The 22,320-nt window shown below is 41.5% G+C and carries 14 protein-coding genes and 6 tRNA genes; 12 read left to right on the forward strand and 8 right to left on the reverse strand.

Annotated features, from left to right (window positions below; translation table 11 throughout):
- Positions 1 to 58 precede the first annotated feature (58 nt).
- Together brnQ (AAA970_RS06115) and brnQ (AAA970_RS06120) are read right to left on the reverse strand one after the other, a co-directional pair.
- Complete coding sequence (brnQ, locus tag AAA970_RS06115) at positions 59 to 1,345, reverse strand: branched-chain amino acid transport system II carrier protein (protein WP_338236369.1); 1,287 nt, start codon at positions 1,343 to 1,345, stop codon at positions 59 to 61.
- Positions 1,346 to 1,383: 38 nt separating this feature from the next.
- Positions 1,384 to 2,682, reverse strand: a complete 1,299-nt coding sequence (gene brnQ / locus AAA970_RS06120) for a branched-chain amino acid transport system II carrier protein (protein ID WP_338236370.1) — start codon at positions 2,680 to 2,682, stop codon at positions 1,384 to 1,386.
- Between the two features lie 369 nt (positions 2,683 to 3,051).
- Between brnQ (AAA970_RS06120) and AAA970_RS06125 the strand changes: the two genes are divergently transcribed.
- The 9 genes from AAA970_RS06125 to AAA970_RS06165 all read left to right on the forward strand — a co-directional run bounded on the left by AAA970_RS06125 (position 3,052) and on the right by AAA970_RS06165 (position 9,173).
- Positions 3,052 to 3,124, forward strand: a tRNA-Trp gene (locus AAA970_RS06125).
- Positions 3,125 to 3,152: 28 nt separating this feature from the next.
- Positions 3,153 to 3,237 (forward strand) — tRNA-Ser (locus AAA970_RS06130).
- A 10-nt stretch (positions 3,238 to 3,247) separates the two neighbouring features.
- Positions 3,248 to 3,323, forward strand: a tRNA-Trp gene (locus AAA970_RS06135).
- Between the two features lie 4 nt (positions 3,324 to 3,327).
- Positions 3,328 to 3,405 (forward strand) — tRNA-Val (locus tag AAA970_RS06140).
- Between the two features lie 39 nt (positions 3,406 to 3,444).
- Positions 3,445 to 3,517, forward strand: a tRNA-Trp gene (locus tag AAA970_RS06145).
- Between the two features lie 29 nt (positions 3,518 to 3,546).
- Positions 3,547 to 3,631: transfer RNA gene (locus AAA970_RS06150), tRNA-Ser, on the forward strand.
- 476 nt (positions 3,632 to 4,107) lie between these two features.
- Complete coding sequence (locus AAA970_RS06155; protein WP_338236371.1) at positions 4,108 to 7,305, forward strand: SusC/RagA family TonB-linked outer membrane protein; 3,198 nt, start codon at positions 4,108 to 4,110, stop codon at positions 7,303 to 7,305.
- Between the two features lie 34 nt (positions 7,306 to 7,339).
- Positions 7,340 to 8,701: a SusD/RagB family nutrient-binding outer membrane lipoprotein gene (locus AAA970_RS06160; protein WP_338236372.1), complete on the forward strand. Its 1,362-nt coding sequence runs from the start codon at positions 7,340 to 7,342 to the stop codon at positions 8,699 to 8,701.
- Positions 8,702 to 8,720: 19 nt separating this feature from the next.
- Entirely contained in the window at positions 8,721 to 9,173 is a 453-nt protein-coding gene (locus AAA970_RS06165; protein ID WP_338236373.1) for a hypothetical protein, read from the forward strand.
- 64 nt (positions 9,174 to 9,237) lie between these two features.
- Here AAA970_RS06165 and AAA970_RS06170 read toward each other — a convergent pair whose 3' ends face one another.
- On the reverse strand, positions 9,238 to 9,972 hold the full coding sequence (locus tag AAA970_RS06170; protein ID WP_338236374.1) for a nitroreductase family protein: 735 nt from the start codon (positions 9,970 to 9,972) through the stop codon (positions 9,238 to 9,240).
- 205 nt (positions 9,973 to 10,177) lie between these two features.
- Between AAA970_RS06170 and AAA970_RS06175 the strand changes: the two genes are divergently transcribed.
- Positions 10,178 to 12,505 (forward strand): TonB-dependent receptor, encoded by a 2,328-nt coding sequence (locus AAA970_RS06175; protein WP_338236375.1) that lies wholly within the window; start codon positions 10,178 to 10,180, stop codon positions 12,503 to 12,505.
- Positions 12,505 to 13,290 (forward strand): DUF4249 family protein, encoded by a 786-nt coding sequence (locus AAA970_RS06180; RefSeq protein ID WP_338236376.1) that lies wholly within the window; start codon positions 12,505 to 12,507, stop codon positions 13,288 to 13,290. Before AAA970_RS06175 ends, AAA970_RS06180 begins: the two co-directional genes overlap by 1 nt.
- A 477-nt stretch (positions 13,291 to 13,767) precedes the next feature.
- Here AAA970_RS06180 and AAA970_RS06185 read toward each other — a convergent pair whose 3' ends face one another.
- The 4 genes from AAA970_RS06185 to AAA970_RS06200 all read right to left on the reverse strand — a co-directional run bounded on the left by AAA970_RS06185 (position 13,768) and on the right by AAA970_RS06200 (position 17,640).
- Positions 13,768 to 14,046: a hypothetical protein gene (locus tag AAA970_RS06185; RefSeq protein ID WP_053404580.1), complete on the reverse strand. Its 279-nt coding sequence runs from the start codon at positions 14,044 to 14,046 to the stop codon at positions 13,768 to 13,770.
- 67 nt (positions 14,047 to 14,113) lie between these two features.
- Positions 14,114 to 14,677: a GNAT family N-acetyltransferase gene (locus AAA970_RS06190; protein WP_338236377.1), complete on the reverse strand. Its 564-nt coding sequence runs from the start codon at positions 14,675 to 14,677 to the stop codon at positions 14,114 to 14,116.
- A gap of 206 nt (positions 14,678 to 14,883) precedes the next feature.
- Positions 14,884 to 15,423: an NUDIX hydrolase gene (locus tag AAA970_RS06195; protein WP_338236378.1), complete on the reverse strand. Its 540-nt coding sequence runs from the start codon at positions 15,421 to 15,423 to the stop codon at positions 14,884 to 14,886.
- A gap of 432 nt (positions 15,424 to 15,855) precedes the next feature.
- On the reverse strand, positions 15,856 to 17,640 hold the full coding sequence (locus AAA970_RS06200) for an ATP-binding protein (protein ID WP_338236379.1): 1,785 nt from the start codon (positions 17,638 to 17,640) through the stop codon (positions 15,856 to 15,858).
- Positions 17,641 to 17,886: 246 nt separating this feature from the next.
- On the opposite strand from AAA970_RS06200, the gene AAA970_RS06205 reads away from it, so the two are divergent.
- The gene (locus tag AAA970_RS06205; protein WP_338236380.1) at positions 17,887 to 18,780 is read left to right on the forward strand and encodes a 3-hydroxyacyl-CoA dehydrogenase family protein; all 894 of its coding nucleotides are present in this window, start codon (positions 17,887 to 17,889) and stop codon (positions 18,778 to 18,780) included.
- A gap of 848 nt (positions 18,781 to 19,628) precedes the next feature.
- Here the strand turns inward: AAA970_RS06205 and AAA970_RS06210 are convergent.
- Positions 19,629 to 22,193, reverse strand: a complete 2,565-nt coding sequence (locus AAA970_RS06210) for a M1 family metallopeptidase (protein ID WP_338236381.1) — start codon at positions 22,191 to 22,193, stop codon at positions 19,629 to 19,631.
- Between the last annotated feature and the right edge of the window lie 127 nt (positions 22,194 to 22,320).

Genomic DNA, 22,320 nt, shown 5'->3' on the forward strand with positions numbered 1-22,320 from the left:
AAATGAGCGAATATTCCCGGGTAAAAAAAAGCACCATCATAAGGATGGTGCTTGTAAGTTATTTTTTAACGAGCTGCTGTCGGAATGTCCTGATGGGCAATAACAGTGCAGAAAAGCAAACCACCATCCATAACCAGCTTGGTATTCCAAAAATGTCAATTGGAATAAGGCCCATGCCGGTTAAAGTATCATGAATACTGTAAATTAATACCCCAAAGATCGCTATCGGATAAATCCAATTAAATATAATGAATCTATCGAAAATATAAAGCAAAATCAGACTAATGGTTACCGGGTATAATATGCTTAGAATAGGGCCCGCAAAAACAATTATTTTATCCAGGCCAATAGAGGTCAGGAAGATGGAAATAATGACGGTAATGATTACGACCGGTTTGTAGGGTATTTTCCCATTAGAATGTTTCTCAAAGAAATTGCCTGTGATGGCGGTCAGGGCGATGGAAGTAGAGAGACAGGCAACTGCAATGACAATATCCATCATGAACTTTCCTTCTGCTCCTAGGATTTGCTGAATGAGGTTGGCTAATAAATCCGGTCTGCTGGCTTCCGCAGGCATTTGGCCACTCATATTCGAGGCAAGGAAAAGGACTCCACCATAAACAAAACCAAGTAGTCCACCGGCAATCAATCCAGCATTTACCCCAATTTTGATGATTTTTTTCTTGTCGGTATACCCTTTTTCGTGAAGCGCCGCAATCAGGACAGCACCCATGAACACTGTTCCCAGGGCATCCATAGTCTGGTAGCCCTCCAGGAACCCCTTTCGAAAAATGTCCCCTTCCAGAGAAGGCTCTGCGATTTCATTAATCGGAAAAAATACACCCTTGAAAATGATAATGGCGACTAAGCCAATTAAAGTAGGGGCTAAATACTTCCCAATCTTTTCCATAATCCCGGTAGGTTTAATCACAAAAAACAAAGTGATGGAAAAGTAGATGGCCGCAAACATCAGTGGGCTGAGGCCGGGGATCGTATTTTGAAATACCAATTCATAAGTTAATGCTCCATTTCTGGGGATAGCAATCAAAGGGCCTAAACAAATTATAATAATGCCCTCAATGAAGAGGCCAAATTTAGGATGAACTTTTTCCCCCATTTTCAGGGAAGAGCCTCCTGCTTTGAAAATGGCGATTACACCCAGGATAGTTAATCCGACATCTGAGGATAAATAACCTAAAGCCGCAGTCGTCCAGTCGGAACCCGAAGCATGTCCCAATCCTAATGGAAAGATGAGGTTCCCTGCGCCAAACATAGTCGCAAAGAAAGCAAAGCCGAGGATGATCGTGTCTCTTGTTGTCGTATTTTTATTATAAAGTTTTGCCATTTTGAAGTATTAAGGGCATGTATGTAAAGGAATAATCCTTACTGGATTTTTGTGGACTCTGTCTCTAACGCAGTTTTGTTTTTTTGCCTTTTAGAAAGTGAAAGGGCAATGACCATTACGGCAAGTCCGGGATACAGTACCATTGGAAGGGTGTCGGAAATAATCGAACCCACAAATTGGAACTCTTCACCAAATGAAATTTGAGAAAGCGTACTTTGAAGCAGGGTGCTGAAAGTAACTACTTTAAATGCCCAGTCTGGCAGGAAGTCACCTAGTAAATTAAGGAAGATTAACGCAATGGTTACCGGATACAGGATAGATAGTACTGGCACTGCTACCTTTATTAAGCTGTCTACCCCCTGAATGGAGAAGTACCAACTGAATAAACAGGTCGCTACGATTAACGCACTGTATGGAATTTTCCCACCGGAAAGTTTATGGAAAAATTCGCCCACCGTAGCGGAAAGTCCTACCGAAGTGGTGAGACAGGCAAAGGTAATCGCTATCCCTAAAAGGATAAGACCTGCCTGGCCAAGGATACTTTCGATAATAGATAAAAGCAATTGGGAGGTCGCTATATCTGCCGGAAGGTCCGCCCCCGAGAAAGTGGCGCCAATGTAAAGCAGCCCCCCGTAAATAAAGGTCAGGCCGCTTGCCGCGATCAAACCAGCTTTAATGGTGATAGACAATTGGTCGCTGAATTTGGAGTATCCTTTTGATTTAAGGCCAGCGAAGGTTAATCCACCGAAAAGAATGGCTGCCAATACATCCATGGTTTGGTAGCCATCAGTAAAACCCTGTGCAAATGCACTCTCCAGTCCTTTTTCTGCCGGACTCCCAACAGGGTCAAAAATACCGATGACCACAATTACAGTCATCACAAATACGAGGACCGGCGCCAATATCTGACCAATGCGATCAATAATTCCCTGAGGTTTGATGGAGAAAATTAAGGTAATTAAAAAGAATCCAGCGGTGACAAGCCATGCCGGAACATCAAAATGGGGCTGAAAAGCTAATTCATAAGTTACCGCACCCGTTCTTGGAATTGCTAGCATCGGTCCAATAGCCAGAATAATTAGCGTACCTAGAAATTTCCCGAACCAGGGCGCTACTCTTTCGGAAAATGTATCTACGGTTCCTCCTGATTTTGCTACACTAATAATACCGAGCAGAATCAATCCAACGCCTGTAATTAAAAAACCTAACAAACTAGGAAGCCAGGCAGTGCCTGAAGTAAAACCGATAGATGGAGGAAATATTAAATTTCCCGCACCAAAAAACATGGCGAAAAGCGCCAATCCAGCAATTAATGTGTCTTTCCGTAATGAATTCATCCTCAAATGTGCTTCCTTTGATTAAAGCAAAGGAAGATTTTGTTTTTTTGTATTTATGATCAAATCGTAATGCAATATTACAAAATCACCAAACAACCTTTTAAGTTTGTGGGTAAAAAACCCATATTTTATGCTTTTAATCAAAAACCAAACCGTTTTCCCATGGAATTTTTTTTATTTTTTTTCAGTCTGTTAAAGTTGGTGGCTTTCACTTCTTTAAATGAAGCTTAGCGCTTGTTCCGGCCTCTCGGGTAAAAAAAATGATTTCGGGGATTTTGTCGTTACAAAAGAAGTCCCTATGTTTGCATCGCATTACGGGAAACGCCCGTAGGAAAGCACGAGAGGGGTTTTCTCCTTTTAAAATGATGAACGGGTGTAGCTCAATTGGTAGAGTAGTGGTCTCCAAAACCATTGGCTGTGGGTTCGAGTCCTACCTCCCGTGCACATAATTATTTTTGATGATATTTTACAGAGAGGTGGCCGAGCGGTTTAAGGCGCACGCCTGGAAAGCGTGTTGGGTTCACGCCCTCGAGGGTTCGAATCCCTTCCTCTCTGCTGGATATACACGGGTGTAGCTCAATTGGTAGAGTAGTGGTCTCCAAAACCATTGGCTGTGGGTTCGAGTCCTACCTCCCGTGCCATTCCGGGCTCTTAGCTCAGTTGGTTCAGAGCACCTGCCTTACAAGCAGGGGGTCACTGGTTCGAATCCAGTAGGGCCCACCATCATCAAAGCAAAAATCAAAAGGATTTTTGTATATTTACACGGGTGTAGCTCAATTGGTAGAGTAGTGGTCTCCAAAACCATTGGCTGTGGGTTCGAGTCCTACCTCCCGTGCACATAATTTGACATTTATTATTATTCTTAGAGAGGTGGCCGAGCGGTTTAAGGCGCACGCCTGGAAAGCGTGTTGGGTTCACGCCCTCGAGGGTTCGAATCCCTTCCTCTCTGCACAAGGCTGTTTAGTTCTAAACAGCCTTTTTTTTTGCTCATTTTTGGACTAAGCCTTAAGAAAGTTGACCAACGAAAATGCTTAGGGATTTTTTGGGGATTTATGGCCTTATTTTTAGGGAGTCAGAAATTTTGTTTTTGAAAAATAATGTAAAAAAAAGAGAAAACTTACATTGTTAGATATTGAATGATTGCAATTCCAATTATATACAAATAATCGTTCAAAATTGAATTTTATATAGGATTACAGACATCCCTAGTATTCAGAAAATTTTTTATTGCACCTAAATGATGTAATAAGCATGTAAGGTTATTATTATGAATGCCCTTTTTTTCCAATTTTGTGAATTGTCCTAAGGGGTTAATCCACAAAAATTAGAGGGGGGATAAGTTTGGCTTCCGGAGGTGGTTATTGAGAGTATTAAACCTTATGAGCAAACTAAATGCCTAAAAAATTACTCTTAATTTTCATTTGCATGCTAGCTGTTTCTACCGCCTGGGCTCAGGACCGGACGGTAAGGGGAACAGTGACAGCGCGCGACTCGGGAGACCCAATCCCGGGGGTGAATGTCTTGTTGAAGGGAGCGTCAACAGGTACAGTCACAGATATTAATGGGGAATACTCTATCAGCGTCCCGGATGCCGGAGGAGTATTAATTTTCCGCTTTATTGGTTTGGCTACCGAAGAGGTTCGTATCGGATCTCAAAGTCAGATTAATATGACTATGACAGCGGATATCAAACAACTCACCGAGGTAGTGGTAACGGCCGTGGGTATTGAGCGGGATAAAAAACGCCTGGGCTATGCGGTGGAAGAAGTTAAAGCCAGTGATTTGGTTTCTTCGCGTGAGTCGAATTTAGTACAGGGCTTAAATGCCAAAGTCGCCGGGGTGAATGTGACCCAAAACGCTGGTACTCCGGGTGCGGGTTCCACCATTCGTATTCGGGGAAACACCTCTATTACTGGTGATAACTCTCCACTTTTTGTTATTGATGGTATTCCGGTCGATAACTCAGTTACCGGTGGAGCCGGTTCAGGCGATGGCGGAACCGGTGGAGATGCTACCGGAGGGGTTGCCAACTCTAACCGTATGGTTGATATTAATCCGGATGATGTAGAATCCCTGACCGTATTGAAAGGTACAGCTGCTACCGCCCTGTATGGTATGCGTGCTGCTAACGGAGCGATTATTATTACCACCAAAAAAGGGGATGTTAATCAGAAGATGCGTTTGACAGTTCGACAAACGAATACCTGGAGTCAAATCAATAAGATGCATGATTTGAATGATGAATTTGCCCAAGGTTCTGCAGGGGTGTATCAGGGGCCTGAAACTGGACAGTCCGGCTCCTGGGGTCCGAGGATATCTGATTTGGTTTGGGTACCTTCCATTGAAAATCAATATGATAAAAATGGAGCGGTTTTCACCCGTGCCGATGCAGAGGCCCAGGGATTGGATTTTACCCCCATGCGTGCTTATGATAATGTTGATGATGTTTTCGGAACAGGATTTACCAATGACACCTATTTGAGCTTGAGTGGAGGTACGGATCGTTCTACTTACTTCGCTTCTGTTGGTTTTACCCGAGACGAAGGCGTGATTCCATTGTCAAATTATCAGCGTTTAACGGGTAAAATTTCTGCCGATCATCGTTTCTCTGATCAATTTAAATTAGCGACCACTGTCACCTATACTAATTCCAATTCTCGAAGAGTGCAGCAAGGATCAAACCTTTCCGGTATTATGCTGGGATTGATCAGAACGACACCTTCCTTTGATAATTCAAATGGTTTTGGAAGTGATGCGGTTAATGAAATTTCCGCTTATGAATTTCCTGATGGCAGTCAGCGAAATTACCGTGGAGGTGGGGGATATGATAATCCTTTCTGGGTAATCAACAATATTCCTTTCCATGATGAAGTGAATCGGGTAATTGCGATGTTGCAGGCTGATTATGCACCAGCTGATTGGGTAACCATTGTTGGTCGTGTGGGTAACGACTTCTATTCTGATGAAAGGTCTCAGCATGCCGAAATTAATTCAAGAGGTTTTACTGCAGGCCAGATTTACGAAAGAAGAATCACCAACCAGGATTTAACCGCGGATCTTTTGGCTACCTTAAGTCAGGATTTAACCTCTACGCTGAGTGGTCAATTAATCGTAGGGTATAATTACTTTAACACCCGGAACCGATCCTTATTCGTGCAGGGAGATGATTTGTCATTGCCGAACTTTGACAACATTTCCAATGCGGCTACGGTGTTCTCCACCGATAATACGAATCGTCTTCGTCGACACGGGGTATATTATGATGCCCAACTTGCATTTAAGGATCTTTTGTTCCTGAACACCACCGGGCGTAATGACTGGTCGAGTTCTTTGCCAAAGAAAAATAATAGCTTTTTTCAGCCTACCTTTAGTCTGAGCTTTGTTTTCTCCGAGCTGTTGGATGTAGACGCCATCAGTTTTGGGCAGTTCCGTTCAAGCTGGGGTCAGGTGAAGCGTGATGCGCCAATTTATGCCACCCAAAATTATTTTCAGGGGGCCGCATTGGATGGTACCACTAACCAGATCTCGGATGGCTGGACCAATGGTGTAGGTTTCCCATTTGGTGGGGTGAATGGTTTTACCCAACAAAATGGTTTGGGAAATGATGATATCAAACCGGAGACCCAATCTACCTGGGAGCTTGGTTTAGGAATGAAGTTTCTGGAAAATCGCTTTGGATTTGATGTCACCTGGTACAATACCATTACCTCAGACCAAATTGTGAATGCGCAGCTTTCCTCTGCCACAGGTTTTGGTTCTACTATTATTAATGGGGGAGAAATCGAGTCTACGGGTTGGGAGATCACTTTCGATGCTGATATTATTCGCTCAACAGACTGGTATTGGAATACCAATGTGAATTTTACCACCTACGAAAATACCGTGAATTCCCTTGCGCCAGGATTGACCAACGTGCAGCTGGGTGGGTTCACCGGAACAGGTTCCTATGTGGAAGCAGGTCAGCCTTACGGGGTACTCCGTGGTGGGGTTTTCCAGAGAAATGAAGCCGGTCAGATGATTATTGGTGATGATGGATTCCCATTGGCAGCACCTGATCAAGGTATTATTGGTGACCCGATTCCTGATTTTACTGCCGGCTGGAGAAATACGATTAGTTGGAAGGGCGTATCCTTAAATTTCTTATTCGATTTCCGCCAGGGTGGAGATATGTGGAATGGTACCAAAGGAGCATTGACCTTTTTCGGAATGTCTGAATTGACCGAAGGTCGTGGAGAAACCGTGGTGTTTAATGGGGTGACTGAAACCGGCCAGCCAAACACCAAACAAGTTGTCCTGGATCAAAATTGGTACCAGGGTAATGGAGGTGGATTTGGTTCAGTTGATGAACATTTTGTGGAGGAAACAACATGGGTTCGTCTAAGAGAACTTTCCCTTGGTTATGACTTTCCAAAACCCATGATCTCTAAAATTGGTCTTTCCGGCTTGAACTTAACCTTCACGGGCCGAAACCTATGGTTAACCACCACCTATGATGGTATTGATCCGGAAGCGAACCTTACCGGTACAGGTGGTAACGGACTTTCGCAAAATGCAGTGGGTTTGGAATATTTCGTCAACCCAAATACCAAGTCTTATACAGCTTCATTGACTTTGACCTTCTAATGTGGTCAACATTTTTAAGCTAAACCTTATGAAAATGAAATTTAAAAATATAATTCAGTCCCTGGTGCTGCTGGTATCTTTGGGTTGGGTGTCCTCCTGTGATTTCGGAGACCTCAACGTGGACCCGGCGAACCCGGATGCAGTACCGGTACAGGCACTTTTGCCGACCATTGAGGTAAGGCAAGCCTACCTTTATGGCGGGGATATGGCCCGCTATAATGCGATGTTTACCCAGCATTTGAATGGTGTCTCCAGGCAGCATTTAGTTATTGGGAGGTATAATTTTACCAGTACTGACGTGAATTCTGCATGGAATCAGATGTACCGCGGTGCCTTTCGTGACCTTAAAGTAATGATAGACTTGGCCGCTGAGACCAATGCACCCCATTATGGAGCAGTGGGAAGTATTCTGAAGGCTAATATGATAGGGGTTGCTTCTGATTTGTGGGGAAACGTACCTAGTTCAGAGGCCGCTTTGGGAATAGATAATTTAGCCCCGGCGTATGATTCCCGTAATGACATCTACAATGAAATCCATCAGCTTTTAGCCTCTGCCAGAGATTCCTTGGGCGTTGAAACTGAAATTCCCATTGGTGGAGAGGATTACTTCTATGGCGGAGTGACTGATTCCTGGATAAAAGCTGCTTTTGCTTTGGATGCCCGCTATTATCTGCACCGTGGTGATTTAACCAATGCCTTGTCAGCTGCTCAAAATGCTTTCTCCTCAGAGGAGGAGGAGTTGACTTTTGCTTCTTTTTCTGATTCTCCAACGGAATCACATCCCCTCTTCCAGTTTATCGATCAAAGGGGAGATACCCGGATGGGGAAATTCTTTGTGGACTTGATGAAGGCCAATAATGATCCTCGTTTACCTTTCTTCGTGGCAGAATTTGGGGATACAGGAGAGTTTGTGGGAGTGCCTGCCGGTGATGACGCCGATGGCTCTGAGGCCGGGCCTTTTTATAATAGTCGAAGTGCAACAGTGCCTTTCATATCCTATGCTGAGGTAAAATTCATTGAGGCAGAGGTATTGTTGAGGCAAGGTGGAGATTATCAAACCCCATTGAGGGAAGCCATTCGTTCTTCAGTGGAAGTCGTTACCGGTGTTGCAAATGATGCTTTTGTTGATGCTCAGGTAGCATCCGTATCGGATTTGGAGGGCTTAATCCTTCAAAAATATGTGGCTTTGTTTTACCAAACGGAGACCTTTAATGATTTGAGAAGGACCGGATTTCCTGCTCTTTCTCCTGCGCAGGGAGCCAGTCAGGAGCAGTCCGGTGGTGAAATTCCAAACCGATGGCCATATCCTATCAATGAGCAATTGTTCAATAAAGAAAACTTTGATGCCAATAATCCATCAGGCCCTCCTTTGGTCCCTGAATTGGATTGGGAGTAAACTTTAAATGAAAAAGACCATGAAGAAATTCAGTATAATGATACTCTCGCTGGCAGTACTTTTTCTGATGTCCTGTGATGCTGAGGAATATTTTGAAGGAACGGGGACCTTATCCAGGCCCGGTGTTATCATTGCTTTTCCGGATGGGGGAGGGTTTGAGCCATTTGGGTTATCGGTATTGACCACGGATGATACCTTCACGGTAAATGTAGAGGTTTCCGGTCCAAATGCGGCTTCGGTGTCTTCCATGGAAGTGGTTCCATTGCCTTCTGCTCAGGGGACCTTTGAAAATACGGCCATTACCATATCGGATGGAAAAGGAAGCTTTAGTGGTAATTTGGCGGATTTTGGTTTAAAAGAGGATGGCGCCAGTGTTACACTGGTTTTTATAGAAAGCTCCACGCCATCTGAAAAGAATTTCACAATATTCGCCGCTGATCCCGAGGAGGAGGAAGAGGAGGAAGCGGAATAGGCTTTTTTGAATTGAAAAAGAAAAGGGTGGCCAATATAGGTCACCTTTTTTCTTTCCCATTTTTTTATAATTTTTGAGAAATTTCCTCCAGTGGAATTCTATTTTTTGGAGAGTAAATACCTTCAGGAATTCCCTTTCCGCATGGGATCACCATGTTAATTTCTGCTTTTGACGGAAGATTAAGGAATTTTTTCACCCGCTTACTATCAAATCCCTCCAGAGGGCAACTGTCAAGGCCTTCTCCTTTTAAGGCATACATGAAAGTCATTGCGGCTAAAGCGACGCTTTTGTGAATGGAAATGCGAATATCCGTTCTTCCCGCCTCTCGCATCATAGGTTTTTTAATGCCCATAAAATTCACAAGGATTTTTTTGAAAAAACCTAAAATTCCCATGCTGTCCTGATTATAAAAAAAAGGGACATACTTTTCATAGTATTCTAATGCACGTTTCAGTTTTTTAGGATTACTCTCTTGCGCTTTAATTTTGGAGATATTGAACTGGGCATGTTTTTTCCACCAATCTGGTCGTGCCACAAAGACAATAATTTCTTTGGCATTTGCGGCAGAACCCTGTCCCATACAAAGACGAGACATTTCCTGAATGGCTTCGGCTTTTGTTATCCTGATAAATTGCCACAACTGCATATTGGAACTGTTCGGAGCCTGAATGGCTAAATCCAGGCATTTGTCAATGACTTTAGGGTCCCAGTTGGCCTCCTGGTCAAATCGCCGCATGGCACGCCGACTTCTGACGATCTCTTCAAAAGAAAGGCTTTGAGCTGTTTGTGTTGCATTCATTGTTCAAAGATAGGGAATCTTCTTAAGAATAAGGGGTTAGGACTTATTTGTTGGGCAGCCTCATGGTGCTAAAGAAAAAATAGACCTATTGTCTGTCTATCTCACCATCTATAAAGTTTAACCTAATCATATTCTAATCTTTCCGGTTTTGTGCAACAGTTTGCTTAGATTATTCGCTTATTAGACTTTAACCTATTATAAAAATATGAATTCCCTGAAAACATTTATTACGCTCTTGTTTTCCCTTGGGACGCTAAGTTTGTCGGCGCAAAATTTCTCCCTAAGCGGGTATTTGAGAGACTCTGCTACAGGGGAAGAATTGCCTTTTGCGAATGTAGTCGTTAAAGGAACGACCATCGGTGTTAATACCAATGCTTATGGTTTTTACACTATTTCCCTACCTGCGGGTGACCATGTGCTCTTATTTCAGTTTCTGGGCTATCAGACGCTGGAAAAGAAGATCTCTTTACAAAAGAACGAGCGGCTAAGTGTGGAGCTACCCCTGGAAACTAAAACGCTTGAGGAAGTGGTAATTTCCGGAGAAGCGGCGAATGCCAATGTGGTTAAAAACGAAATGAGCGTGGTCTCCCTTTCCCCCAAAAGTATTGAGACCATTCCGGTGCTTTTTGGAGAAAAGGATATATTAAAGACTTTACAATTAATGCCGGGGGTTTCCTCTACCGGGGAGGGCAATACCGGATTTTATGTGAGAGGAGGAAGTTCAGATCAAAATTTGATCATTTTGGATGAAGCTCCGGTCTACAATGCCTCTCATTTATTAGGTTTTTTTTCCGTCTTTAATTCTGATGCGGTAAAAAGTTTGAAATTATATAAATCCGGTATCCCCGCGGAATATGGGGGAAGACTTTCCTCTGTTTTGGATGTGAAAATGAATAATGGGAATGATCGAAAATTTGGGGCAGAAGGTGGTATTGGATTAATTTCTTCCAGATTAACGTTGGAGGGACCGCTTAAAAAAAATCGGGGATCATTTATTGTATCCGGACGAAGAACGTATGCGGACCTGTTTTTAAAGTTGAGTTCAGATCCGGCATTGAAAGATTCCAAGCTTTATTTTTATGATTTGAACGCTAAACTAAATTATCGGATCGGGGAGAGAGATCGGCTTTATCTGAGTGGGTATTTTGGCAGAGATGTCTTTGAAAGTAGCGGTATTTTTGGTTTGGATTGGGGAAATGGGACAGGCACCCTTCGTTGGAACCACCTGTTTTCAGATCGATTTTTCTCCAATACCTCTATCATTTTTTCAGACTACACTTATAACATTGGTTTGACTTCGGGTTCTACTCCCTTTGATATTACGGCCGGTATTCAGGATTGGAACTTTAAGCAAGATTTCAATTTGGCACTATCCAATAATAATCAGCTCAAGTTTGGCTTTAATATTATTCGACATGATTTTACTCCAGGAACTTTAACCCCGACGGGTGGTAATATCAATTTTAATGCAATCATTGTCCCGGGAAGAGTGGCGGTGGAAACCGGTACTTATGTTTCCTATGAACAAAAATTAGGGGAACGGCTGCAGCTCACTTATGGCCTGAGAATGTCTACTTTTTCTAATGTAGGAGAAATGACGGAGTACCAATTTGAATCGGGTCAGGAAGTTCCCTTTGATTCGGTGACTTATGGATCAGGAACTTTCTATAATACACAGGTCGGTTGGGAACCTCGGTTTAATGCCAATTTCGTGATCAATAAAAAAAGCTCATTGAAGGTATCTTATAATCGTACCTATCAATACCTTCATTTGTTGAGTAATTCCTCAGCGGGTTCTCCCACGGATGTATGGATTCCAACGACCCCAATTGTAAAACCGGAGATTGCCGATCAGGTAGCCTTGGGGTATTTCCGTAATTTCAATGATAATAAATATGAATCTTCCATAGAAGTCTATTATAAGAATTTGGATAACCAAATAGATTATAAGAATGGAGCAGAAATTTTATTAAATCCTTATTTGGAGTCTCAACTGGTATTTGGAAAAGGTTATGCCTATGGGATGGAATTTTTTTTAAAGAAAAGATATGGTCGATTTAATGGTTGGGTAGGCTACACCTTGTCAACCACGCGGAGGGTTTTTGAGGAGATTAATAATGGGGAACCTTTTTCCGCCCGGCAGGACAGACGACACGATATTTCTTTGGTGGGGATGTATAAAGTAAATGACCGCTGGGAGTTATCGGCCACCTGGGTATACAATACAGGCGATGCCGTAACTTTTCCCACAGGGCAATATAAAGTTGAGGATAGAAGAATTTCCGTTTATTCCGAGCGTAATGGTTACCGTATGCCTTCTTATCATCGAATGGATTTTGGTGCGACCCTGCAAGGCAAAAAAACTAAAAAATTTGAGTCTTCCTGGAATTTTTCAGTCTATAATATGTATGGTCGGTACAATGCTTTTTTTATTCGATTTGAAGAAAATGAGGACAATCCGGAACAGGTGGATGCCATTCAAACTTCCCTTTTTTCTTTTGTTCCTGCCATCACTTATAATTTTAAATTCTGATGAAAAGGTATTATTTGATCATGTTTTTTTGCGGCCTGTTGGCCTCCTGTGAACAGGTTATTGATCTTCCGTTACGAACCTCGGACCAATTGTATGTACTTGATGGCCATTTCCATGAAGGAGATACCGCTTATATGCAAGTAACGCTATCAGGTGCATTTAATGCCTCTTCCTTCAATTTTGTTGAAGGTGCACAAATAATGATAGCAGGACAAAATGGGGAAAGTGAGATTTTGCAGGAGCTAGACTCCGGCCGCTATGCAGGTCGGTTCTTAAAAGGAGAAGCCGGTAAGCAATATACCATACAGGTCATGCATCAGGGAAAGACTTTCAATACAGCGGCTGAGATGCCCTCCAAAGTGACGATTGACAGTCTGATAATTCGGGATGAGGAAATTGTATTTCCCGGGCAGGAACCTAAAAAGGAAGCGGTTATTTTCTTTACGGATCCCGGGGGTGTGGAGAATTATTATCGGGTAAAATTTTACCACAACGAGGAGGAACTTATTGGCTTCAGGGTAACGGATGATCAGGTATTCGATGGCCGTCAGATTCCATTTAATCTGGCTATTGAGGATTTATTACCAAATGATACAGTTCGGGTGGAATTAATTGCTATAGAGCAGGTTGCCTATGATTACTATGTTGGCTTGGTGGAGATTTTAAATTTAAATCCGGGTTCGGGAGTGCCCTATAATCCAATCAATAATTGGAGTCCGGAAGCTTTAGGCAATTTTACGCTGGGTAATATTGATAGTACCGGGGTGATTTTCAGAGGGGATTGATGAAACCCGATTATTCTTACTTAAATTTTCGTATAGCTGCAAGCCGGAATAAATGCGGGAATTTCACCTATTTCGTTTTTTCCAGGAAGGCGGAAGAATGAGGAGAAAGCAAGCCTACCCAAATTGGGACTAAATGAAAATCGGTAAAATCAATTTTAACAAGTTGAAATAAAGTTATATAGGCTACTTGTCTGAATCTATCGGTATATTATTTGGGTTAAGAGCGTGCTTATAAGTACACCAACTGGCGGCAAATTCGAATTATTAGAAGCGATTTTGGATAATTTCTAAACAATAGCCACGTGATTCCCTCTAAATAATCGGGTATTGCTTCAACAACCCCTCAGATTTTCTTTGCGAATTTTGTCAGATAAAGATGCTCTTTAGGGTTATTTACGGTAATTCTGAGCGTTTCATGAGCAAAAAGAATGGTTAATAAATAAAAAAGCGGATTTAGATTATCCGCTTTATATTCCATTAATTGGAGAAACAATGATAATCAACACCATCTATCGTTGTTAAGTAATCACTTTCTCTATACAGAAGGATCATCATGGTTGTCATTTCTTTCACCTTACCATTGAATACCAATTGGTCACGATGATCGATGATAATGACCTTTTTTTGAAAAACAAAAATCTGTTTATCTGAAGGAAGGTAATCGGGGTAAACCTCATTGGCGACGAGCTTATTTTCAGGAGGAAAGCAGAAAAAAAATCCAATGAAAAATAAGAAGGAGAGATAGATTTTTTTCATGGGCTTGATAATGGGTATATGTTTATTAACCCTTATTATTTTGCCCGGGTTTCGCTCAAGGCTTAACTTATTGCTTTTCGTACGTAAAGTCTATCCGCGGAAATTGCCGCTTAAATTTTTCTAAAAAATCTTCATCATAAGGCTCGTGGCAAATTTCACTGTGGTACTTTTCAAAGCCGGCTTTTTGGTAATTTTCAGCCGCATTAGGGTGGTCAAATTCGCAAGTATGTAACCAAATGCGTGATGCACCAGCTTTATAAGCCATTTGACAGGCGGTTGATAAGAACCCTTTTCCTAAGCCTTTGCCGATAAAGCTAGGGTGCAACCCAAAATAAACTAATTCGAAATCGGTGGCTACTTGTTGAAATTCAGCAAAGCCGGCAAAATTACCCCCCAAGCTTAATTGAAAAAGAAAATTGTTTTCGTCTTGTAAAATGGCTTTTAATTCTTCTTGTGGCATTAAAATTCTTCCCGTCCAACCCCAGGGCTCACCTATGCTACGGTATACGTTCAAATATGCTTCAATATCGGGCTGCCATAAATGCAGTTTGGCATTTTGAGGTAAGCTGAAAACTGGAGCCCCTTTCTGATGCTCATAATAGCTGGTGGCTACTGGTATTGTTTTATACATAGATAATGGGATAAAAAATAAAACCGCTTCCTAAAATTAAGGAAGCGGCTACCCAACAAAAAAATATTTGTTGAAAAATCTTTTAGCGCGTAAACAATGACCATTTTTGATCAAAAATTCATTGGGTAAAAAAACAATTTCGTTTTACTGCCAACGTTATGCTATAGAACAATAATTAGGCCATAAGCTAATTTTAGGGAATTAAATTACTGTAATTCAGTGATATAGTGTTGCTGAAATTGCTGAATGATTTTTTTCATGGAAATAGCGCCTACCTCCTTTAAATCTATTTCTAAGGGTTGAATAAATAAGGCTTCAGAAATATCATCCATGACATGCATATTGGTGAAGGAGTCGACTTTGCAAATAAAGGTAATGTCGGTGGTGTAATAACTTAAACCTTTGAAAATGTATTCGTTGGGAACAGAGCAGAAAAAGTCCAGTTTTACAATTTCTAAATTGAGTTCTTCCTTAATTTCTCGACGGATGGCCTCTTCAGCAGATTCCATCGGATCTACGAATCCTCCGGGTAAATCTAAAGTGCCTTCAAGGGGGGCAAATTTTCTCCTACTCAAAAGTAATTCGCCTTTTTCATTGAGAATCAATGCTGCGACAGCGCAGGAGGAGTTAATGTAAAGCGTGAAATCACAGGAATCGCATTGAAATTTTTTCCCTTCGAAAGGAAAGCTTCTACCACCACATTTGGGGCAGAAATGCATTTGATCTTTAGGTTGGGTGCTTGCCATAAAATTTTGTCTTTCCCCAAAGGTAATGATTTGGTTTTGCTTCAATAAAGCCTTGCAATGGCAATTTGAATTTTTTCTGGATGCTTGAAGGCCGATAAAGGCAGCATTCTTCCCAAAACTTCTTTGCAACAGGGAAGATAAAGTACTGCTGTGGAGCAATAGGTTAAAAAAACAGGGAAAATTCAAGGATCTAAGCCGGATTAATCATGCTCCAATCCTCCTGTAGCTACATGGCGGGAAAAATGACGGAATTTTTCCTATTTCGAGTTTTTTTCAATGAAACAGGTGAATGGTAAGAAAGCAAGCATACCCTAATTTGGGCTATTTATAATCAAAGAAAAACTTCTGCAACAGATTGGCTTTAGTAAATTTGGAAGTGAATAATTCGGGCTAAATTTTCTTTGGAGGTATTGAAACCGGCATTACTTTTTGTCAGGAAGGCGCTAAGATTTGGATTAGTTCTTCTCTTAGTTCCTGAGGGACAAATGGTTTGGTGACCGATCCATTCATACCAGCTTTTTTAACCTTTTGCTTTACTTCAATTAATGCAGAGGCGGTTAAGGCCAAAATGGGGGTTTTTGAGTCAAAAGTTCTGATTTTTTCAGTGGCAGTGTAGCCATCCATCACCGGCATCTGAAGATCCATCAAAATAAGGTCATAGGAATTTTCCTTTACCTTATGGACTGCCTCTTCTCCATTTTCAGCCAAATCATAATCTAATTCCCATTTCTTGAGGAATTGTTCCGCTACTTTAATATTGAAGGGGTTATCTTCTACTAAAAGCACTTTTTTATTTTTGAGTTGGTTGTGATCTGCTCTGTTTTCTTTGACTTCAAAAGGTTCATCTATTTCGGCCACAGGTTCCATATTTAAAGTGAAATAGAAATTGGAGCCCTGTCCAAATTCACTTTTTACCCGAATGTCGGAATCCATTAATTGCAGAAGTTTTTTGGTAATGGAGAGCCCTAGTCCCGTCCCTCCAAACTTACGGCTGGTAGAAGACTCTTCCTGTTCAAAATCTTTGAATATTTTTGTTTGGTTTTCTTTTTTGATACCGATGCCGTTGTCTTCAACTTCAAAACAGATGCGGTTATTATCCGAGCCACCTTCTTTATAAATTCTGATTTCGATTTTTCCTTTATCTGTAAATTTTATGCCATTACTAATGAGGTTGTTCAAGATTTGAGCAAGACGTGTTGGATCGCCTTTTACCAGTTTTGGAATAGAAGGATCAATCAATAATTTGATGGTATTTTCTTTTTCTTTGGCTTTAAATGAATTGGCCTCTTTGAGATTTTTGACATGTTCAATTAAATCAAATGGGATCGATTCTATTTCTAGTTTACCTGCAGATATTTTATTGTAATCCAAAATGTCATTGATCAGCGACAACAGGTTATCCGCTGAGAATTTCATAATATTGAGGTTCTCAATTTGCTCTTCTTTTGGGTCAGAAGTAATAAGCAGATTGGTAATTCCAATGACAGCATTTAAAGGTGTTCTCAATTCATGACTCATCGATGATAAGAAATTCTCCTTGGATTTAGATACGGATTCAGCCGCCTCTTTAGCCTTAAGCAAAATTTCGGCATTGGCCTCTTTTTCTTTCAGTAGTTTTTCCAGTTCCTCATTTTTGGCGTTTCGATATTCATCCTGCTTTTGTTTTTGTTTGAGGAAAAGGTAATTATAAACGCAAATGAAAATAAAAACGGTCACGATATTGGAAATGGCCAGCCAGGACATCGTTTGATCTTGCAGGATTTTTTGGTCATGCATCTTATAGCCCACATCCGCAATGAGCAGGGTGAAAATGATAAAATAGGAAAGGAAAATATAAGACCGTTGTTCGTAAGTAAACAGCAGGAGGGGCAGAATCATGAGGGAAAAAAAGTAAAGGAAAATATGGGAATCAAAACCCAGGTAAACACTGAAAAGCCAGATGGAAATACTGGAAAGCAATATAAGATTGAGTCTTGCGGGTATATATCGCTTTTTATAGTTTAGTATTGGGGTTAAAGCCAATAGGCTGGCAAAAATAATACAGATTCTGCCAAATGGGATGGGGGCTGAATATTCCAGTTTCCAAAAGATAAATGAATACAGGAGGATGATGGCCGCCAAAAATACAGCGACAAAATTTGAAATTTGAATTTTATCCTTTTGATCAAAGGCGGTACTATCTTGAATGCCAAAAAAAAGTAAATTATCGAGTCTCATAGGCAATGTTGGGTAACAAACTAATTATCCTTTTATTACAAACTGTTTAATCAGAAATGTGTGTCAAAAAATATTTGTTTTTTTTGCTTTTTGGATGGATTTTTTTTGAGAAGAGCGCGAATGATGGGGTTAATAACGGATTATAATGATGAATCAATATAATTATGGGTGAAACATGAAAGGGTGGCATTGGTAACTTTTGAAGGTTTTTTATTAAATTCTAGTATAAACCCAAAATCAAAACATATGCAATTAATCGCAGTAATTGGGGCAGGAACAATGGGCAATGGTATCGCTCATGTTTTTGCTCAAAGTGGCTTTGAAGTCAATTTGGTTGATTTAGACCCTTCGGTGCTGGAACGTGGAACCTTGACCATCTCAAAAAATTTGGATCGACTGATCGCTAAGGATAAAATTACCGAAGAGGATAAGGATCAAACCCTTGCCCGAATACATAAATTTACGGCTTTGGAAGCGGCAGTAGTCAAAGCGTCAATAGTAGTGGAGGCGGTTTCGGAGAGTGAGCATCTTAAAACCAGAATTTTTGAGTCTTTATCACAATATTGTGATCCGGAGACGATTTTAGCGACCAATACCTCTTCTATTTCTATCACCAAATTGGCCGCCAGTGTTCGAAATCCCGAGCGGGTTATTGGAATGCATTTTATGAATCCGGTTCCCTTAATGAAGTTAGTGGAAGTTATTCGGGGATATTCTACCTCTGATGAAGTTTGCGCACAAATTATGCAAGTTGCCCAACAGCTGGGAAAAGTAGCGGTGGAGGTGAATGACTACCCGGGATTTGTAGCAAATCGAATTCTTATGCCTATGATTAATGAGGCCATTGAGTCTTTATTTGAAGGAGTCGCAGGGGTGGAAGAGATTGATACGGTAATGAAATTGGGGATGGCACATCCGATGGGGCCTTTGCAACTAGCGGATTTTATTGGGCTGGATGTTTGTCTGGCCATTCTTCGGGTGATGCATGAGGGGCTTGGAAAACCCAAATTTGCGCCTTGTCCATTATTGGTCAATATGGTAACTGCCGGGAAATTAGGGGTAAAATCCGGGGAAGGTTTTTATGACTATCGGGAAAGCAAAAAGGCCGAAAAAGTTTCGGCTAGGTTTTTAAAGGTTTAGGATGTGTTGGTCGAATCATAAACTATCATGAAGGTTCCAGAGAGGTTTTGCTATTAAATCACCTGCTTTGTCATTTATTCGAAGATTAGTGTTTAGTGCGCTATCCGAAAGCAAGTAGAATTGATTTTGGATTCAACCGGATTATTCATTCGGAATTCCTCGTTTTACTGCCAGGCAGGAAAAATGATGGAATTGGTCCTATTTCGAGTTTTTTTCAACGAAGCAGATGAATGAGGACAAAGCAAGCTTGCTCAAATTGGGGCTATTAAAAATCAAAGAAAACAAGTTGTGGTAAACTAAAAATAAACCATTTGCACTTAGTTAATGAATTAGGCGGTCAATAATTCGGCTAACCAAATTTGAGCCATTTAAGGTTAATGAAGTCGCCTATTATTAACAGGTAATAAACTGTTAGGGTGGCTTCCAAAACCGTTCGTTGAGTGATTAGACCTGATTTTTGGCCATAGGGAGGCGGTGCTTACCGAACTATTTAGTAATGCTTACTCCCAGCTTACTATTGCCGTCATTACTTCTGAGTTGTGAATGGTTTCTTAGTATTTTCAAAAGGCAGAGATTGAGATTCTGCCTTTTTTTTTAACCCAATACAATCATATTAGACCCGGAGTATTTATGCTTTACCAGTATAATTCATGCTTAGATCCTCGTTTAACCGCAAGGCGTGAAAAATGAAGGAATTTTTCCTATTTCATTTTTTCCAAGGAAGCTGATGAATGAGGAGAAAGCAAGCATAACCAAATATGGGCTGTTTAAAAACATCATAAATACGCCAAATATTGATTATAATACTTTTATTAGGTATTTCTAAAAATGCTAGCGAATAATTCCAACTAAGATGGTACCCAGGGAGAGTGCCATTGGCTAACTCTGCGATTGTAGTCCACCGCCTGCAGGATTTTATTCCGAAGTTTTGGAGGGTAATCCGGATTTTGATTGAGAAAGCCATCCACCAGACTTATATTTTCTTGCTGCATATGTCCCCAAAAGCCTGCAGCCACCCATCCTTTTGGGAAGAAAATATCGCCCGTCTCTTTTACCTCAATGATTTCCTCCAATAAGGCGGGCAGGTGTTGGGCAGAACTATTCGCCCGCAAGGGGTGGTTAATAAGCTTCAGGCCTTCTAGTACCCAGGGTTCTTTCGTTCGATACTCAGGAAGAAGCAGTTGATTAAAAAAGGCAGATCGCACCTCAGGCTCCGCAGCACAGGCGGGTTTTAAGAAGGACCATTTACGTATTTTGTCCTCATTTTTTAAAGATTGATCAATCAGGATTTCAATGTTAGCGGCCTTTTCTGGCATTCGGACCATGAGATTCATGCCCATTTCCATTAAGTCATTTTCAGAGAAGCCCCAACTATCCAGCGCTTGCTTATTTTCCATCAACCGCAGTTCCTGTTGTAGCCATTCAGGCTGTTCTCCCAGGGTGAAAATACCTTTTAGGAGCGTCCTGTTCGCCGGGGATTTTTCCGATTTTAAAACCTCCTGGAAAATTTGGTATAAGGTTGCCTGCCATTTTGCTCTTTCCCTCTCAGGCAGAAAGCCCCAGTAATCTTGTTTCAAATATCGAAGCATTAATTGCTGAACCAAAGGGGAGCTTTCCTTTGGTAAATGGTGGGTGAGTAGTTTTAAATATTGCTCAGGCTCTAAGTCATTATTTAAAACCATTTCCCGAAGATTGGTAATGGTAATAGCCCTGTGGATGGGTTCAGGAAGGGTGGAAAAATTAGCGATGATTTTATCCCTGAGTTGAGGATGAAAGCGAAAATAGCCATATCCGTAGCCTGAAATATCAGGTAATATCCAGACGTTTTCCCGCTCTGGTATGGGGAAGGAGAAGCTATCGGATAGCCGATAAGGCATGGCAATCATTTTTTCTCCATCCCAAAGGCCGGCGACCAATTCCTGATCCCACAGGCCTTCAGTGGGGCCTTTTTGAGAAATGATAACCCTGTGGTCCTTCAATTGGATGTCTATGGTAGGCATGCCCTTGGATTTTATCCATGCATTGTTCCAGTTATTCAAGTCAAGTCCCATGCCGGCTTGTTCGTCCAGAATTTTTATTAAGCCATCCCAGGAGGCGTTGCCATAGGCATAAGATTTTAAGTATTTTTGCAAACCCTGTTGAAAAGATTCCGCCCCCATTTGGAGTTCCAGTTGCTTCATCGTAACCGGTGCTTTTTTATAGATAATATTGCCATAAACGCTACCGGCCTCAGATAAATTGTCTAATTCCTGAGCAATCGGGTGGCTCCCTAATGAGCGGTCCTCCTCATAAGCGGAGGGGATATGATTTAAAAAGAAAAGCAGGCCATGGTCCACTTCCGGGAATTGGGGATTGGACATTTTTGCCGCCATAAAATTGGCAAATACTTCTTTGAGCCAGACATCATCAAACCATTCCATGGTGACCAAATTCCCAAACCACATGTGTGCGACTTCATGCCCAATGAGGGAGGACCGCCTGAGTAGTTCCGACTGGCTTGCCGGTGCACTGAGCATCAGTTGTGACTCCCGATATTGGATGGCGCCCACATGCTCCATGCCTCCATACTGAAATGGAGGAATTAGGGCGAAGTCCAGTTTCTTAAAGGGAAACGGGATATTGGTATAATCTTCCAGCCATTTAATATTTGAGGTATGCAAGTCAAAAATAGCCTGAATATTCTGTGCTCTTTTGGCCGGGTCTTTAATGCGATGCAACATGGTCATTTTATCTTCCCGAAACTGGGTACTGTCCGTAAAAAAAACTCCCGCTGCAAATGAGTACAGATAAGTACTCATCGGGCCTGCACTTTCGAAGGTGAGTTGTTTCACTCCCCGATGAATCGTTTCTGAAATAAGCTTTCCTCCGCTGATGGCGGTGAAATTTTCGGGCATTCTTAAAGTATTGGTGAAGTAGGCTTTAAGATCAGGTTGATCAAAGCAGGGGAAAACCGTAGAAGCTTTGGCCGGGACAAAGAGGGTATAAATTAAATCTTCGGAACAATTAAGGCCTCCGCGACCAGCTTTTCCGCTTATTTCTATTTTTTGATGTCCTGAAGCAAGGCTTTGAGCTGGAAGGATGAGGTGATCTCCCGCAAATTTAATGGTTTCTGGGCGATCATTGATATTCACCAAGTCAATAAGGCTGGTGTCCGCCTGAAAGTCTAGCCAGACATCATCAGTCCCAAAGTAGTCAAAGCTAATGAGTGCTGTGAAAAAAATGTCCTCCATGGGGCCCTGATGAAAGTCAAAAGTAATATGATAGGTCAGCTTACTGATTTCATTTTTTCGCTTTTCTGCCAATTCCTTACTTACTCCTGAAGTAGGTAGATTGATATTATTCTCAGGTAAGGCTAACTGGCAATTTGTTAGGAAAATGATAAAAAATAGACATAATAAGTGAGAATATTTCATGGGTAATTGGGCTGGTTTATGGCAGTGAATAAACCTTTTCTTTTTTACAAATCAAAGCCAAATCGTTCAGTGACCGTCAGAGGGGGAAGTTTTAAAAAAAAGCAAATGACCGCTGGTCAGTGGGTTA

This window comes from Persicobacter diffluens (assembly GCF_036244895.1).
Classification (GTDB): domain Bacteria; phylum Bacteroidota; class Bacteroidia; order Cytophagales; family Cyclobacteriaceae; genus Persicobacter; species Persicobacter diffluens.